Raw genomic sequence first — 16,466 nt, forward strand, 5'->3', positions numbered from 1 at the left:
CGCATGTCAATGACCAGGGGTGACGGCCGGTCCGGGTGACGGGCGCTCTTGAAGTCGTTCCGGCTTTTCGGTTTATTGGCCCGGTCATCAGCGGGAGGCTTGGCGTCATTGGAAAAGACAGGTCAGTCCGGCGGCTCGCGCGGCAGGCTGGCTCGCGGGCTGGCCTTTGGCGCGGTCTGCCTCGTCATGGCCGCGTTCCTGGCTGCTCCGGCGGCGCTGTACTGGTGGAAGTTTCCCGATCTCACCAACCTGTTGTCGCTGGTTGTTTCCGTCAGCTTCTTCCTGGGCCTGGTCATACTGATCCGGCCCCTGGTCCTGATCCTCGCGCTCGCCATTCCCGTGCTGGTCATGAACCTGATCGACATCGTTCATCTGCTTGCCTTCGGCGGACTCGTGTCGCTCGGCGCGCTTGAGTCGGTGTTCTTCGTCAATCCTGCCGAGGCGGTGGAATTCGTCGCAAGCCATGCATTGCCAGTCGGCGGGGGCGTGCTTCTCGTCGTCTTCTTCCTCGGCCTCGCCATCGCCAGGACCCGGCTCGACCAGTACCGGTTCCGGGAGAAACTGCTCGTCGCGGTCGTGGCGGTGACGGTCCCTTCGACCGTCCTGGCGGCAAGCCTGGCGCTTGCCGGCAGCAAGCGCGATGTCTTTCTGCCGACCCGCCTGGTGGAGCATCTGGCGGCAAGCCTCGGCGTCAATCCGCTGACGCACACCCTGTCGGGACTGGCGACCGTGCTCGGCGAAAGACGGGAACTCTCCGAACTGGCTGCCATCCGCAACCGTCATGTCTTCGGCGCAAGGCTCGCGCCGGGGCGTCCGCAGGGCGAGACACATATCATCGTGATCGGCGAATCGTCCCGGTCGGCGAACTGGAGCCTCTACGGATACCCGCGGCCCACCAATCCGCGGCTGTCCGGTCTCGACGGCCTGTTCGTGTTCCGCGACGCCACCAGTCCGGCATCGACCACAAGCCGGAGCCTGCCGCTCTCGTTTTCCTTCGCCACGCCGGCGGATCCTGACCGGTTCTTCCAGACCCGTTCGCTTGTCAGCGCCTTCCGGGAAGCCGGATACCGTACATGGTGGATATCGAACCAGGGGACGCATCGAAATGCGGTGGGAAACCAGCTTGCCCTGATCATGGGGGAGGCCGAAACCGTGGTCACGACCAATTACGGTTTCTGGAACACGGTGCTCGACGGCGAAATGCTGCCCGAACTGGACCGTGCGCTGCGCGATCCCGCCCCGCGCAAGCTGATCATCCTGCACACGCTGGGCAGCCACACCAATTACCCGCAACGGTATCCGGCGGACTGGACACTCGGGGAGCCCGACGTGCCGGTGCGTGAAGCCCATGCCTACAAGGGAATCGGGGATGCGCAAGCCGAGGTCATCGACCAATACGACCGGACGATCTCCTATACGGACTGGATGCTTTCGGAGGTGATCCGCCGGCATGCGGCGACAGGCATGCACGGTTCGGTGCTATACTTCTCGGATCACGGGCAGCGGCTCTATGACGACAAGCAGATGAGGAAAGGGCACGGCTTTCGCGGTTTTCGCAAGGCGGACGGGCAGATCCCGCTCTTGGCATGGCTGCCGGCCGTCACGCGGGCGGCATCGCCGCAAAGGGTCCGGGCAATCGGCGCCAATGCGCTCAAGCCGGTCACGACCGGGGACCTGGCCACAAGCATGCTCGACCTGGCTGGGATCGACGTGCCGGGCCTCGATCGGGAGCGCAGCTTCTTCAGCCCGGCCTACGAGCCGCATGACCGGCCCTTCCTCACCACTGACGGAAAGATCGAACACTATTGACCGGACCGGCTCCGTGGCGGCATGCATGAGACATGGGTGTGTCCAACGATGGCACGGGAGCCGCGGCGAGATGGAGCCTGCCAGAGATCCAGGGGTGGTTGCGCAGGTGCACCGGCCGGCCGGTCCCGGCGGTCCGTGGCCTGACCTGGCCTCGACCGGGTTGCTCCTGGTCATGTCCTCGCTGCCGCTTTCGTTCAGGTTGCTCTACATGCTCGAAGCGGGTGCGCGTTTCCGCCTCGAGGATCTCGCCGGCGCCGGGCGCGATATTGCCGTCGGGATCATCGCGGCCGTGGTTCTGGTCGCCCTCTACCGCATTCACAAGGCCTTTTTTCTCCTGGCGGCCATTGCCTGGCTCGCCCTGAATGTCGGTTACTACGAGTTCCTCTATGAATTCGCGTCGCCGTATTTCCTGATCCATGCAGCCCAACTCCTCGATTCCGACTTCTTCCTGGGGTCGGGCGCCTCTCTGCGCCATCCGGTTCTCGTGGTAGCCTGGCTGGGCGTCATCGTCGCGGGCGCGCACCTTGTTGCACGACGCTCATCGGCGCGCCTTCCGTTCAGGTTGGGGGTCGCCGGCGCATTGCTGCTCGCCGGAATGCAGTTTTTTCCCGGCATCTCCCAGATCGCACCCTGGCGCCAGCGGGATTTCGTGAGTTGCAACCTGGCCGACCTCGCGACACGTGCTTTCGCGACTCCGGTCACGGATGGGGAACCGGCGGAGTTGCCGGCCGATGCTGCGATGGTCTTCGCGCCCGACCTTTCGGGCGTTTCACGCCTGACCGCCGCGGACCGCAACAAACGAAATGTCCTGCTGATCATGCTGGAAGGAGCCAATGGCGGCCACCTGCCGGTCAACGCAGCGCGTTACGGGTTGGACAACCAGATCGTCATGCCGAGGCTCGATGCGATCGCGCGCGCGGGTATTTCCTGGTCAGCCTTTCTCACCCATCAACGCCAATCGAACAGGGGCGGGTATGCCCTTTTGTGCGGAGACTTGCCTCGCCTTGCCAATGGCACCCCGAAGATGAGCGAGATCGCCAATGGCGCGGAAAGGCCGTGCCTGCCGGAGGTGCTCCGCTCCCACGGCTATGCGACGCTTTTCATGAAGGGTGGTGACCTGGATTTCCAGATGATGGATGCTTTCGCCAGGAAGGCGGGTTTCGACCGTGCTTTCGGCTCTGCCGATTTCGACGATTCGGTGCCGCGCGGAAAATGGGGCATCCCCGATGGTGAACTCTACAAGCGCGCGCTCGACGAACTGACGGCACTGGAGCAAACGGGGCGCCCCTGGTTCGTCACGCTTTTCACCGTGAGCACCCATCATCCCTTCGATCTGCCGGAATCCTTTGCAGGAAGCCCGAATGCGGCGGCGCGTGCCCGGGCGTGGGACTATGCCGACCAGACACTTGCAAGTCTGATGGACGAGCTTGCCGCCCGTGACCTGCTGGCAGACACACTGGTTCTCATCACCAGCGACGAGGCTTCGGTCGCGCCGGAAAAGCGGCGCACACGGATCGAGGAGCTTGAGCATCTTGTCGAAAACTGGGGGCTGCTGGTGGCCCTCATGCCTGAGGCGCTGGCGATGCGCATCGACGAGCCTTTCCAGCAGTCCGACATAGCGCTGTCGGTGCTGGACTATCTCGGAATCGAGAATCCGGGCGGCGTGTTTGCCGGGCGCAGCCTGTTCCGGACCTATCGGTCGCCGCGGCCGATGTATTTCGCCAATCTCTACAAGAACCGGATTTTCGAACTGGATACAGGAGGCATCCTGACGGTCTGTGACGAATCCTTCCTATCCTGCTCCCAATACGGAACCGAAGCCGGCCTGTTTTCCGCCGGTCATCGTGTCCTGGGCCGGGCCCAACCGCCGGAACGCTTGCGGGCGGTGAAACGGCACACGCTGAAGCCACTGCCCTTGCGGCTCTGATGCCATTCCGGATCTCGTGGGCGATATGGCGTCCAGCCGGCTAGGCGACTAAGAAACGATCACGGAAAACGGGAATTCGTGCCAATGGCGAAAGTTCTGTCCTCGCTCGACGTCGCCGCAACGGGGCTGCGCACGAGGGTTCTGGTGATCGGCGCCGGCCCGCTTGGCATCACCACGTCAATCGGGTTGTCGCGCCGCGGAATTCCCCATCTCCTCGTTGACAGCGGCGGCAGCGTTCCGGGCGATGCGCAGGAACTTTGCGACGGGGAGGTGACCGGCGGGCGCTATCCCGATCTCGTGGAAACGCGGGTGCGCGCCCTCGGCGGGACAACGCATGTCTGGGGCGGCCATTCCCATCCCTTGCGTCCGATCGATTTCCGGCCCCGGCCATGGCTGGGATTGAAGGGTTGGCCCTTATCCCATGACGAATTCAGGCCGTGGTTCCGGGAGGTCGCTCCGCTCTTCCTCATCAAGGACGAATGGAGCGCGGGTTCGGTCCGCAACGCCCCCGCCCGCATCACCGATATCAATGTCCCCTTCTTCTCCATGGAAGCCTACCGACTATCACCGCGCTTGGGTCCCGCCATTCCGCCGCCGGGGGATTTCTGGTCGATCAACAGGCATTCGGTGAAGGGCGACGTGATCACCGGCCTCACGGCGCGGTCGCTCGACCTTGACGGCGGCGGGCGCGTCACCGGCGTTCGTTTCTCGCTGCCGGACGGACGCAGCCTTGCGATCTCGGCCGATCACGTGGTGCTCGCCCTGGGCGGCATCGAAACGGCGCGTTTTCTCCTCATCAACCAGGCGAGGGGGCCGTCGGGCCCGCTTTCGGCACTGCCCCTCATTGGCAAGGGCTTCATGGAGCATCCGCATCCGCACATGGCCGATGTCTTCCTCTTCCGTCCGCTTCCCGAGCCATTCCGGCGCAAAAACGAGGATGACGGGTCGTCGTCGCGGCTGGTCTTGTTCGCAACGCCGGAAATCCAGGAGCAGCGCAAGCTGACCTCCTTCTATTTCAGGCTGGATCCCTACCGGGGGTCTGCCGGCTGGTTCGGCGACGACCTGCGCAAGGTCCAGATGGTCGGCCTGTTCGAACAGTTGCCCGACGACCGGCGCCATGTCACGCTGTCTCGGACGAAGACCGACGCACTGGGCGATCCGTTGACCGTACTCAACTATTTCGCGACACATGAAGATCACGAGGCCGTCAATGACGCCGTCGACCTCGCTGCGCGTGCCCTTGCCATAGCGGGGTACGGGCGGACGCGTCTGCGCATGCGCCGCACATCGGCGCAGGAACCGGTTGCGGAACTGCCATGGATCGGCGTCGGCCATCACCACATGGGGACCGTCCGGATGGGGCTGTCGCCCGCCGACGGTGTGGTGGATGCGAATCTGCGGGTGTTCGGGACGCCGAACCTCTACCTTGCGACAACCGGCGTCTTCCCCACGTCCTCCTGTGTCAATCCGACGATGAACGGCGCGGCATTCGCCATGCGCCTTGCCGATCACCTTGCGAGGCTTGAATCATGATCACCCGGCGAAGACTTGTCACCGGAGCCGCGTATCTGTCGACCGCCGCTGGCGGCGCCGCGCTTGGCTATGCCGGACGCGGGCATATTGGCGCGGCCGTCGACCTGCTGGCGTCGGACGACGGCATTCCGCCACCCGGCAGCGCCCTCGTGGGCGCAGAGTTCATGCGCGGGGAGACCGAGCGCGTGGCGGACATGCTGCTGTCGCGTTCGGAGGCGCGCTGGATCAAGGCACACCATGGCGATGTCACCGATCCGTTCGAAATCCTGGCCTTGCTCGCGCGGGACTGAAACGAGGGTTCACATCAGCAGCCGCAAGGCCTTGGGCAGGATGCGGAATTCCGCGCGCAACATGCCCGGATTCTCGCCATCGAGATCCAGCAGGCCCGATTCGCCGGCGTCGGAGGACACGGTTTGCGCGATCACATGGCTGCCGCGCATGCAGGTGATTTCCGGCTCTGCCAGATGCGTTCCGCGATAGACCCTGGCGATCTTGCGCACCAGACGCATGCGCGGGATCGCATCGAGGATGACGATGTCAAAAAGCCCGTCATCGAGCTTGGCCTCAGGCGCGATCCGCATCCCGCCGCCGAAGAAACAGGCATTGGCGACGGCGGCAAGATAGACGTCCCGCTCGATCATCGTTCCGTCGACCCAAAGGCGCATGCGCGGCGGCTGGTAGCGTGCAAGTGCGCCGAGCGTGCCGGTCAGATACCGGAGCGGACCGGGAAGAAGCGCCGCGCGGGTCCGGTCATTGATCCTGGCGGAGATCGTGCCGGAAAGGCCGAAGGTGGCAATGTTGATGAAATGGCGCCGCAGCGGATTGCCGCCGGTGTCGTGAAACTCTGCCAGACCGACATCGATCCGCCGGCCGGTGCTTCCGGCGATCCTGGCGATCGCCGCGGCCGGGCCGGATCTCACGTCCAGCGACCGGCAGAAATCGGAGCCCGTGCCGCAGGGAATGACGGCAAGGCCGGGAACCGGTCCGCGGCCCGCCGGCGCGAGCATCAAGCCGTTGGCCACCTCATTGGCCGTGCCGTCGCCGCCAACCGCCACGATGCGTTCCATGCCGAGTGAAACCGCCTCGCGGGCAAGCTCCGTCGCGTGTCCGGGCCTTTCGGTGAAGGCATGGGCAAACGGTCCGAACGCATCGCCCGCCATGGCCGATATGGCCGGCCAGCGTGCCGCTGCCCGTCCGTTTCCGGCCATCGGGTTGACGATCACGAATGTACGTATGGCGTTTCTCCGTGCGCCGGATCGAGCAGCAGTCCGACAACAGCCCGGGCGGTCCCGTTCCATGTCGCGCGCCGGTACTGCGCGGCGATCCCGGCTTCGCGCGCCTTCCGGTAGTCGGCATCGAAGATCGCCCGCTCGATCAGGCGGAATGCATGGTCCTCGTCGAGCGGGTCGAAATAGTCCGCAAAGGGTCCGCCGGCCTCGGGAATGGACGTGGCATTGGAGGCCACGCAGAACTTGCCATGCGACAGGCTTTCGGAAACCGGCAGGCCCCAACCCTCGCAGAGGCTGGGAAATGCGGTGAACAGGCAGCCGTCATAGGCCGCGCGGATTTCGGCATCCGAGAGGTATTCGAGGACCTTCACCTTGCCGCCCAGATTGCCCGTCGCGGCCAGTTCGGCGCGCAAGGGCCCGATCTCCCAGCCGAGCTTGCCGGCAAAGACCAGCGTTGGCGTTCTTGCGGCTCCGTGCGTGGCGATCAGCCGTTTCCAGATGCGGACCAGCAGCAGGTGGTTCTTGCGCACCTCGATGGTGGATACGAAAAGCACGTAGGGGCCGGTCACCGGCAGCGGCCGCGCCGGCCTGTTGTCCAGCGACCGGAAGCCAGCGCCGAAGGGGATGGGAGAAATGCGCGGAACCGGCAGGTTCTCGCTTCGCAGGTAGCTGGTCAGCGCGTCGGCGGAGGCTTTCGACGGTGTCAGGACCATGTCCCACAAGCCGGACATCTCGGCCAGCCAGCGCTTGAAATTGGGAATGTGCGACTGGGACACGAACTGCGGATGGGTCACGGGCAGGATGTCATGCACCAGCAGGGCGAAGCGAAGGCCATGGCGTTTCTTGAGGGCGCGGATTTCCCGGCCATAGCCCGGATGCTCCCAGGAAGCGCCGAAGTTCACGATGATGTCGCCGGGCCTGACCTCGCTGGCGAATTGCCGTCCGGCGGCGTTGCCGGCCAGATTGCCGATCCATGTCCCCGTGCGGCGAAGCGCATAGCGCCAGGCCTGCACGATGCGGACGAGCGCCCGCCGGTTGCGGCCGTTGGCCAGGACGAAATCGGCCCCCTTGACGAGGCGGTCGACGGCTTCGGGATCCACGGCAATGGCCGGCCTGTCGTCATGCGATACCCTGAAGAGGCGGACCCGGTCGGGAAACGTGCGAAGCAGTTCGGGTATCAGTTCCAGCTGGACACGGCCGATTCCCGTCGGCGTGATCGTCCAGTCGAACATGCGGATGAAATCATCCGTATCGATCCAGATCCGGTTCTGCTCGTGCCCGCCCGCCATGTCCTGTCCGCCTGCCCGTTTGGGGAAGCCTTACGGAATGTGCTTCACATTCACAAGACGGGACTGATAAGACCTGACGGGATCGGGACTGCGCGGGGAACGGAGTGATGGCAGGAGACAGGGACAGCGTGCCGGACACCGCCGGCGGGAGCCGCGAGCCGCAATACGGCATTCCGCTTCCCGAATGCCTGCGGCTGCCCGTCGCGCACCGGTCCCTCGTCTGGCAATTGCTCAAGCGCGACCTGCACGCCAATGTGCGTGCGAGCGTCCTGGGGCTGGGGTGGATCATCATCACCCCGCTGGTGCTGGTCGCCATCTACACGTTCGTCTTCGGTGTCGTGCTGGAATCCGCCTGGTTCTCCCGCGCCGGGAACCCGTTGGAGGTTCCGCTCATCTATTTCACCGGCCTGATCGCCTTCTCCTTCTTCATGGAGGTCATCACCAGGGCGCCGGACTTCATCCGCGCCAACAAGACCTACGTCACAAAGATCGTCTTTCCCGTGGAGGTGCTGGACTGGGTCCTTGTCGGAACGGCGCTGCTCAAGCTTGCCGCAAGCCTTGTCCTCCTGACCGTTTTCCTGGCCATCGTGAAGGGCGGGCTGCCGGCTGGCCTGCTCGCCGTCCCGTTCGTCCTGCTCCCCTTTGTCCTGCTGACCACGGGTCTGGCCTGGTTCCTCTCGGCTGTCGGCACCTATGTGCGCGATCTCAACCAGTTGCTGCTGGCGATCGGTCCGGTGCTGATGTTCATCAGCCCCATCTTCTATTCGATCGACCAGGTGCCCGAAGCGTTCCGGCCGTTCTTCTGGGCAAACCCGCTGACCTTCGTGCTGGAGACCCTGCGCAGCCTGCTGTTCTTCGGCGGCGGCATCGCTTGGCAGGCCTATGGTCTCTACTGGATCGGCGCGCTCGCCGTGTTTGCCGGCGGGTTCGCCTTCTTTCGCAGGGCCCGCCCCGGATTTGCCGATGTCATCTGATGCCCGAATCAGCGCGCGCGGGATCGGCAAGGTCTACGATCTTCACGATCACCCGCTTGCAGCCCTGGCCGGGGTTCTGCGCGGCACGCATGCCGAGCGCCAGACCTGGGCGCTCAGGGATGTCGACCTGGAGGCCCGGCCGGGCGACTTCATCGGCATCCTCGGACGAAACGGGGCCGGAAAGTCCACCCTGCTGGAAATCATTGCCGGCACCCGCACGCCGTCGACCGGGACGCTGGAGACGCAAGGGCGGGTCGCCGCCCTGCTTGAACTCGGCGCCGGTTTCAATCCGGACTTCACGGGGACGGAAAATGCCCGTCTTTGCGCGGCGGCCTACGGCCTCGACAGCCGCCTGATCGCCGAGCGCATGCCGGCGATCACCGAATTCGCGGGAATCGGCGATTTCATGGACCGGCCGACGCGCGAATATTCCAGCGGCATGTTCGCCCGGCTTGCCTTTTCCGTCTGCGCCCATTGCGATGCCGACATCCTGATCGTGGACGAGATCCTCGGTGTCGGCGATGTCCGGTTTCGCCAGAAATCCATGCGCTTCCTGCGGGACTTCGCGCGGGACCGCATCGTCCTGTTCGTCTCGCACAACGAAGGGGCGGTGCTGGCGCTGTGCAACCGCGCGGTCTGGATCGACCAGGGCCGGATCGCGGCCAGCGGGACGCCCAGGGAAGTGGTGCATGCCTATCACCAGGCGAGTGCGCGCGACAGTGCCGGCGGCGCGGGTTTCAAGCATGCCGGCAGCCTGGCGCCGGCCGATCTGCCAGACATTGGCGGACATGAGGAAACCGCAGATTCGCCGTGGCATGATTTCGACAGTGCGCCGCGCCCGCAAGAACCGGGCATGATCGAAAGCGTGACGCTGACCTGCGCCGGCCAGAAGGCCAGCCTTCTTTCCGGCGGAGAACTCGTTACGCTGGAAATCGCGGTGGCCGGAATCGGGCCCGACGACTACGCGGCCTTCGCCCTGCGTGATCCGCTGGGGCAGGTCATCGCCTATCGTGACAGCCTGGAAGGTGCCAGGCGCGATCCTTGCGCGCGCGGGCTGCACATCGTCCGGTTCGCGTTCGTGCTGCCATTCCTCCCATCCGGCGCCTATGCGCTCGATGTGGCCGTATGCGCCGGGGATCACAAGCCCGACGCGTGCCTGGACCGGCAGGATGTGGCGGCGACGTTCGAAGTGGTGTCCCGCCACATATCGGCAGGTCTTGCGAACGTTCCGCTTTCCGGCGCCCGCATCGAGATCATGGACGGGGCATCATGATGCAGGGTGCCGCCGTCATCGAGGCGCGGGGGGTCTCGAAGGGTTTCGACCGGCAGCGGGGCCAGCTTCACAGGCTCTGGCGCGTCCTCGCCGACAGTGCCCCGGACAACGCCTTCTGGGCGTTGCGCGATGTGGACCTGACGGTCGGAAAGGGAGAGGCGGTCGGCATTGTCGGGCGCAACGGCTCGGGCAAGTCGACGCTCCTCCAGATCCTTTGCGGCACCCTGGAGCCAACCGCCGGCACGGTGGCCCGCTCGGGCCGCATCAGCGCCATGCTGGAACTGGGCGCCGGCTTCAATCCCGATTTCACGGGCAGGGAAAATGCCGGGCTTTCGGCGACCGCCCAGGGGCTGACTGCCCGGCAGGTCGAAGAACGCATGGACGGCATTGCCGCTTTCGCCGACATCGGACCTTATTTCGACCGGCCGCTGAGGGAATATTCCAGCGGCATGCAGGCGCGCCTCGCCTTCGCCGTGGCGATCCACGTGGATGCGACCGTGCTGGTCGTGGACGAGATCCTGAGCGTCGGCGACAGCGCGTTCCAGAGGAAATGCCGCGGCCACATGCAGGCCTTTCTCGATTCCGGCGGAACGGTGATCTTCGTCTCGCACGATCCGGGCGCGGTTACCGAGTTGTGCAAGCGCGCCGTGTGGCTGGAAGGCGGCCGCAAGATGATGGACGGCAACGCGGTCGCCGTGATGAAGGCCTATGTCGACGCGCTCTACGGCATTGGCGCCGATACCGACGATTCTCCTGCCGGGCGGCAGGAAGCCCCGGCCGACGATGCCTACTGGGCCGGGCGCGCCCGCATGGAGGTTTCCGCCTTCCTGCCCGATTCGCCGGCCCACGGCTTCGGCGGCTGCCGTATCGAGGACTGCTTCCTCTCGCGAGACGGGTCGACCCCGGCCTTTTCCATCCTTGCAGGCGAAACCGTGACGCTGCATGTGCGTGCCCGCGCCGGGCGGCAGATCGACAGCCCGATCGTCGGCTTCATGTTCCGCGACGGCGCCGGCCAGAACCTTTTTGGCGACAACACCTACCTGGCATACAGGGACAGACCGGTGACCGTTCCCCCCGGCCGGCTGTTCGAGGCGCGCCTTTCCTTCGTGATGCCGTATCTCCCGGCGGGGCGCTATTCCTTCGCGCCATCGGTCATCGAGGGGACGCAGCAGAACCACGTTCATCTTGACTGGCGCGAGGAGGCGGTCTTCGTGGATGTCACCGCGTCGCCGGTCAGGGCTGGCAAGGTCGGTCTGGTGATGAAATCCATCGCAACGGAACCGGCGGATTTCAGCCAGAAGACGCAAACATCGGGACAGGTCGCCGGTCAGGCGCCGGATGGCGCATTCCCGGCATGCAGGAAAAATGGGTGAAGACTTGATCAGGACCGCAATCATCGGCGTTGGCAATTGTGCCAGTTCCCTCGTCCAGGGCATCAGCTATTGCCGCCAGCATGGCGACGATGCGCAGGGCGTGCTCTTCCCGGATCTCGGCGGATACAAGCCGCAGGACATCGAGATCGTCATGGCCCTCGACATCGACCGGCGAAAGGTCGGAAAACCTCTGTCCGAGGCCATCTTCGAGCCGCCGAACAACACGATGGTCTTTCACGACGCCCCGCTCTTCGCGGGGGTGACGGTTGCCACCGGGGCAGTGCTCGACGGGGTGGCGCCGGCCATGCTGGAATGTGACCGGGACCTCGGCTTCGATCCTGTCCAGGAAGGCGAGGCGACACGGGAGGAGGTCATTGCCATGCTGCGCGAAAGCGGCGCGCAAGTGGCGATCAATTTCCTGCCGGTCGGTTCGCAGATGGCCACGGAGTTCTATGCCGGTTGCGCCCTGGAGGCCGGTGTCGCCTTCGTCAATGCCATTCCGGTGCTCATCGCCAGCAATCCCGGGTGGGCAGCCCGTTTCGCCGCCGCCGGCCTGCCTGTCCTGGGCGACGACTTCAAGGCCCAGGTCGGGGCAACGATCATGCATCGCACGCTTGTCAGCCTGTTCCGGAACCGGGGCGCGGAAATCGACCGCTCCTACCAGCTCAATACGGGTGGCAACACGGACTTCCTCAACATGCTGGACAGCGGCAGGCTGACCACCAAACGGATATCGAAGACCGAGTCGGTGCAAAGCGTGACGCGCAGCCGCTTCCGGGACCAGGATCTGCGTGTGGGTCCGTCCGATTACGTGCCCTGGCTGAAGGACCGGAAGGTCGCCTTCATCCGCATGGAAGGACGCCTGTTCGGCGGCGCGCCGGTCAATGTCGAAATGCGTCTCGACGTGGAGGATTCCCCCAACGCCGCGGTGATGGCCATCGCGGCCATCCGCTGCGCGCGCATCGCGCTCGACCACGGACATGCAGGCGCGATCCCCGATGTCTGCGCCTTCCTGTTCAAGCACCCGCCCGTGCAGATGGACGATTCCGTCGCGCTTCAGCGGATCGAGGCCTATGCGGCCGGCAAGGGATAGCGCCAGGACGGGGCCGGCGGAATTCGGCGGACGCGCGCTTCGCAAGGCCTATGCGAGGCGCGATGTCGTGAATGGTGTCAGCCTGCGCGTCCGCCGTGGCGCGATATGCGGCCTGCTTGGGCCGTCCGGTTCCGGCAAGTCCACAATCTTCCGCATCCTGTCCGGCATCGAGAGGCCCGACGAGGGGATGGTGTTCCATGGCGACAAGAACATCACCGGTCTTAGCATCGATGCGCGCGCGCGTCTCGGCGTCGGGTACGTCCAGCAATCGCCGGACCTTTTCCTGTCGCTGACGACGCGCGAAAACCTGATGATCGCGCTGGAGGCACGAGGCGCGGCCGGGAGGGACATCGATCACATGCTCTCGGTGATCGCGCGCACCTTCCTGCTGGAGGGATTCCTGTCGGCGCCGGTCGGCACCCTTTCCGGCGGCCAGCGCAAGCTTGTCGAGATCGGCTTTTCCATGTGCGCCCGGCCGCGCTTCCTGTTGCTCGACGAGCCGTTCGCAAAGCTCGATCCGATCAATGTGGAGACGATTTGCGGGCGTCTGCGGCTGCTGGCGCGCGCCGGTGTCGGCATCCTGCTGACCGACCACAAGGCGCGCACCGCGCTTGCCCTTGCCGATCACGTGAATATCATCGACGACGGTATCATCGTAACCAGCGGGCCGTGTTCGCAGGTTGCCGCAGGCAACATATTGCGGACCGTCTTTCTCGGGGAAAGCAACACGGCTTGACCTGGCACTTCGGGCGCGCGCCCCGCAGGGGCGGGCAACGCCGCAATGAGACAGGTCATTCGAGACGCATCAGGCCATGAAATATCTCAATCGCTCCATTGGCCAGGTTCTCTCCCTCTATGCGCTGACCTATGGCGTTCTCGTCATCGTCTTCGCCATCGAGCAGTTCGACGCGATCCTGCGCAAGGCGCTGGAGTACAACGCCTCGCTTCCCGGCTTCCTCAAGCTGTTCGCCTTCACCCTGCCGGAGGTCGCGGATTTCATCGTCCCGGTATCGGTCCTCGTCTCGGTTTACCTCGTGCTGCTGTACAAGCGCGAAAACCGGGAATTTCTCATCCTCGCCGCCGGCGGTAGCGACCTGCGCCCGGTCGTGCTTCTCGTGCTGGCGGTGTCGATCCTGTTCTTCACGCTTTCGGTAGCCATTTCCGGCTATCTGAAGCCGGCGGCGGCCCATGCCTACCGCGCCGAACGGCTGAATGCGGTCGCCGGCTTCGTATCCGAGGGGCCGCGCAATGGCCGTTTCACCCGTGACCGGGACAGGGTCTTCCATGTCACCGACCGGAACAGCGCGGGACTGCGCGCGGTGCGCATTTTCGATTTCGACCAGGAGCGCCTCTCGCGCATGATGGTATCGGATTGCTCGAACCTGGCGGTCTCGCGGGGCAGCCTGGCCATCAACCTGTGTGCGGCCCGCATCTATGACTTCGCGACACCGCCGCCCGGTTCCCGTTCGCAGGCGGACGGCGCCGGCGAGCCGTGCCGGTTTTGCGCGAACGCGGCGGGCAATCTCGATCTCACGGTCATCGATATCGGCAGGTCCACGGTCCTTTTTCCGCTCGATACCGTCACGGACGAGCCGCTCGGATTGCGCAGCAACGAGCGCAATCTCCATCAGTTGCTCGTTGTGGACGGGGAGTGGAAGATCGCCTCGCAGCGCGGTTTCCGGGATGCCGCCGTCATGATCCTGCTTGCGCTGGCAAGTATCCTGGCCGCGGCCGTTGCCGTGGCCGCCGTCGCGGTGACAAACTACCGGAACCGGTTTGTCGTTCTTCCGGGCGCCATCGCCTTCGTCATGCTGACCAGCGTGGCGGCAGGGTCCGGTTTCGCCGTGCCCGACCTGCGGCCCGGAATCGCCGGGTTCGCGCTGGTTTGCGCATTGATGCTGTCGGCCTGTCTGGCGACCATACCGCTCGCCTTCTCGGCGATGCGCAGCCGCATCCTGATGCCGGGGCTTGGCCGTTCATGACACAACCCGTCCTCGCACGGCCTGTCCCCTGGAAAGCGATCCTGCGTCCCGGCGTCTATGACCGTTTCATGATCGGCCACTATCTGTGGTTCGTCCTCGTTGCCTGGCTGGCCGTCACCGCGGCCATCACCGCGATCAATGTTTCGCCGGAAATCGCGAGGGTCTGGGCCGAACAGTCGGAACGCGGTGTGCTTGCCGGCCTGGCGCGCTCGGCAGCCTATGTGGGCCTGCGTATCCTCGACAACGGAACGCAGGCCTTTCCGATCACCTTCGTGCTCGGCATCATCTGGGCGGAAGCGGCGCACGCGCTGTCCGGCCGGCTGACCATGGTGCGCACCGCCGGCATGCCGTTCGCGCGGCGCATCCGGGGGCTGGTCTTCATCGCCCTGGCCTCGATGCCGGTGCTCTTCGTTCTCGACAATGCCGTGCGCCCTTTCGCCTTCATGACACTGAGCGTGGAAGGCCTGGGTGACTATGGCTGGAGCTATGCCAGGAAGCGGCAACCGACGGCGGAATGGCTGGCATTCGACGGCGTGACGATGCAAGGCGTGCTGGAACCGGGGCCCCAGCCCCGTTTCACCGATGCGACGCTTTATCATTTCGGACCCGGCGGCGCGATCGAGCGGATCATCCATGCAGCGGTCATCGAGCCGTCAGCGACCGCCGGCGATTCCTGGATCATGCGCGACGCTGACATCTGGACCTTTCCGGCGCAGGCCGGACAATCGTCTGGCGTGCCCGCAGACAATGTCCATGAAAGCGTGGATGCCGCTCCTGCCGACATCGAGATCAGCCAGCTTTGGCTCAAGTATCGGGGCATACAGCCGAAATATGTGCCGCTGTCCGATCTCGTCGCCTTGTCGTCCGACACGGCGCTGCCCGACGACCATCCCAGATACGGCGAATGGCTCGTGATCCGCACCCTGCAATGCCTTTCGCCCGGACTGATCGCCATTTGCCTCGGTGCGCTCTTTGCACTGTTCCTGGACCTGGGCGGCCTGGCGGTTGCGACGGTAACGGCCCTTTTTGCCGGTTACCTCGCCTATTTCATGGTTCGCCTGTCGGCCGTGCTGGCGGAGAACCATGTCGTCGCGCCGCTGCTGGCAAGCCTGGCCATGCCGTTCCTGCTGTCGTGTTCCATTTTCCTGCTGGTGCGGGTCATCGCTGACCGCGACCGCTAGGCGCGCAATCGCCGGGCCGGGCTGAAGGGCTGGGCCGCCTCGCTCCGGGGTCCCTGTTTCGGGTTCTTGAGGTCAAGCTCGCGCGCAAGCATTGCCATGAAGGTCTCACGCTCCATGCCGGCAGGCAGGGCGGGACGGATCGTGATGACGATGTGGCCGGGATATTTCAGCCAGGATCCGGCGGGCCACACAGTGCCGGTATTGAGGCGGATGGGCACGCATGGCACGCCGAGCCTGGAATAAAGCAGGCTGATGCCGGACTTGATCGTGTCGTGACCGGGCCCGGAACGGGTTCCTCCCGGGTAGATCAGGACGTTGCGGCCGCTCCTGGAGATCGCCATTGCCTTTTCGAAGGCCTCGCGCGCGGCGTTCAGGTCGCCTGACCGGTCGGCCATGATATGGCCATTGCGCCTGACGAGCGTTCCCGCAAAGGGATAGCCGAAGATTTCCTTCTTCGCGAAAAAGGCCGGATTTCCCAAAAGGTAGGGAAAGAACATGTTTTCCCAGAACGACTGGTGCTGGGATGCCAGGAGGCAGGCCGTATCCGGGATGTTTTTCCGCCCCCGCAACTCCCAGGTGATGCCGCAGATGAACCTCAGCAGAAAAAGCACCAGGCGCAGATAGACAACGATGGCGCGGTCGCTCGCCGCTTCACTGACAAGACGGAAACGGTACAGCGGAAAGAGGAGTGCGAAGGGCAGGGATGTCAGGCCGAGCAGCGCGAAATACACGAAAGTTCGCACCGCAACCACGAATTTGGTCAAGGGCAGGTCCCCTTTGGCAGAAGTTCGGTTGAATCCTCA

At 64.8% G+C, this 16,466-nt stretch carries 14 protein-coding genes; 11 read left to right on the top strand and 3 right to left on the bottom strand.

All coding sequences use genetic code 11. The features are described from left to right. Positions 1–108: 108 nt before the first annotated feature. The 4 genes from ACLB6G_RS11785 to ACLB6G_RS11800 all read left to right on the top strand — a co-directional run bounded on the left by ACLB6G_RS11785 (position 109) and on the right by ACLB6G_RS11800 (position 5,559). The gene (locus ACLB6G_RS11785; RefSeq protein ID WP_410356365.1) at positions 109–1,809 is read left to right on the top strand and encodes a phosphoethanolamine transferase; all 1,701 of its coding nucleotides are present in this window, start codon (positions 109–111) and stop codon (positions 1,807–1,809) included. A 70-nt stretch (positions 1,810–1,879) separates the two neighbouring features. Further along, on the top strand, positions 1,880–3,736 hold the full coding sequence (locus ACLB6G_RS11790; RefSeq protein WP_410356366.1) for an LTA synthase family protein: 1,857 nt from the start codon (positions 1,880–1,882) through the stop codon (positions 3,734–3,736). A gap of 84 nt (positions 3,737–3,820) precedes the next feature. Then, positions 3,821–5,269, top strand: coding sequence for a GMC oxidoreductase (locus ACLB6G_RS11795; protein ID WP_410356367.1), 1,449 nt, complete (start codon positions 3,821–3,823; stop codon positions 5,267–5,269). Beyond that, positions 5,266–5,559, top strand: coding sequence for a hypothetical protein (locus ACLB6G_RS11800; protein WP_410356368.1), 294 nt, complete (start codon positions 5,266–5,268; stop codon positions 5,557–5,559). Before ACLB6G_RS11795 ends, ACLB6G_RS11800 begins: the two co-directional genes overlap by 4 nt. Before the next feature lie 9 nt (positions 5,560–5,568). On the opposite strand, the gene ACLB6G_RS11805 is transcribed toward ACLB6G_RS11800, so the two are convergent. Beyond that, positions 5,569–6,477 carry a diacylglycerol/lipid kinase family protein gene (locus tag ACLB6G_RS11805; RefSeq protein WP_410356369.1) on the bottom strand — a complete coding sequence of 303 codons (909 nt, stop codon included), beginning with the start codon at positions 6,475–6,477 and terminating at the stop codon, positions 5,569–5,571. Positions 6,478–6,488: 11 nt separating this feature from the next. After that, on the bottom strand, positions 6,489–7,787 hold the full coding sequence (locus tag ACLB6G_RS11810; RefSeq protein ID WP_410356370.1) for a glycosyltransferase family 4 protein: 1,299 nt from the start codon (positions 7,785–7,787) through the stop codon (positions 6,489–6,491). Between the two features lie 107 nt (positions 7,788–7,894). Between ACLB6G_RS11810 and ACLB6G_RS11815 the strand changes: the two genes are divergently transcribed. The 7 genes from ACLB6G_RS11815 to ACLB6G_RS11845 all read left to right on the top strand — a co-directional run bounded on the left by ACLB6G_RS11815 (position 7,895) and on the right by ACLB6G_RS11845 (position 15,663). Then, complete coding sequence (locus ACLB6G_RS11815; protein WP_410356371.1) at positions 7,895–8,761, top strand: ABC transporter permease; 867 nt, start codon at positions 7,895–7,897, stop codon at positions 8,759–8,761. After that, on the top strand, positions 8,751–10,034 hold the full coding sequence (locus ACLB6G_RS11820; protein ID WP_410356372.1) for an ABC transporter ATP-binding protein: 1,284 nt from the start codon (positions 8,751–8,753) through the stop codon (positions 10,032–10,034). Before ACLB6G_RS11815 ends, ACLB6G_RS11820 begins: the two co-directional genes overlap by 11 nt. Beyond that, entirely contained in the window at positions 10,031–11,407 is a 1,377-nt protein-coding gene (locus ACLB6G_RS11825) for an ABC transporter ATP-binding protein (RefSeq protein ID WP_410356373.1), read from the top strand. Before ACLB6G_RS11820 ends, ACLB6G_RS11825 begins: the two co-directional genes overlap by 4 nt. Before the next feature lie 4 nt (positions 11,408–11,411). After that, positions 11,412–12,500, top strand: coding sequence for an inositol-3-phosphate synthase (locus ACLB6G_RS11830; protein WP_410356374.1), 1,089 nt, complete (start codon positions 11,412–11,414; stop codon positions 12,498–12,500). Then, the gene (locus ACLB6G_RS11835; protein WP_410356375.1) at positions 12,481–13,236 is read left to right on the top strand and encodes an ATP-binding cassette domain-containing protein; all 756 of its coding nucleotides are present in this window, start codon (positions 12,481–12,483) and stop codon (positions 13,234–13,236) included. The genes ACLB6G_RS11830 and ACLB6G_RS11835 overlap by 20 nt, the downstream gene beginning before the upstream one ends. A 76-nt stretch (positions 13,237–13,312) precedes the next feature. Beyond that, positions 13,313–14,482, top strand: coding sequence for an LptF/LptG family permease (locus tag ACLB6G_RS11840; RefSeq protein WP_410356376.1), 1,170 nt, complete (start codon positions 13,313–13,315; stop codon positions 14,480–14,482). Continuing rightward, on the top strand, positions 14,479–15,663 hold the full coding sequence (locus ACLB6G_RS11845; protein ID WP_410356377.1) for an LptF/LptG family permease: 1,185 nt from the start codon (positions 14,479–14,481) through the stop codon (positions 15,661–15,663). The genes ACLB6G_RS11840 and ACLB6G_RS11845 overlap by 4 nt, the downstream gene beginning before the upstream one ends. Here the strand turns inward: ACLB6G_RS11845 and ACLB6G_RS11850 are convergent. Next, entirely contained in the window at positions 15,660–16,427 is a 768-nt protein-coding gene (locus ACLB6G_RS11850) for a lysophospholipid acyltransferase family protein (RefSeq protein WP_410356378.1), read from the bottom strand. The two genes, ACLB6G_RS11845 and ACLB6G_RS11850, sit on opposite strands and share 4 nt — an antisense overlap. Between the last annotated feature and the right edge of the window lie 39 nt (positions 16,428–16,466).

Source organism: Zhengella sedimenti, assembly GCF_046506625.1.
Taxonomy (GTDB): domain Bacteria; phylum Pseudomonadota; class Alphaproteobacteria; order Rhizobiales; family Rhizobiaceae; genus Zhengella; species Zhengella sedimenti.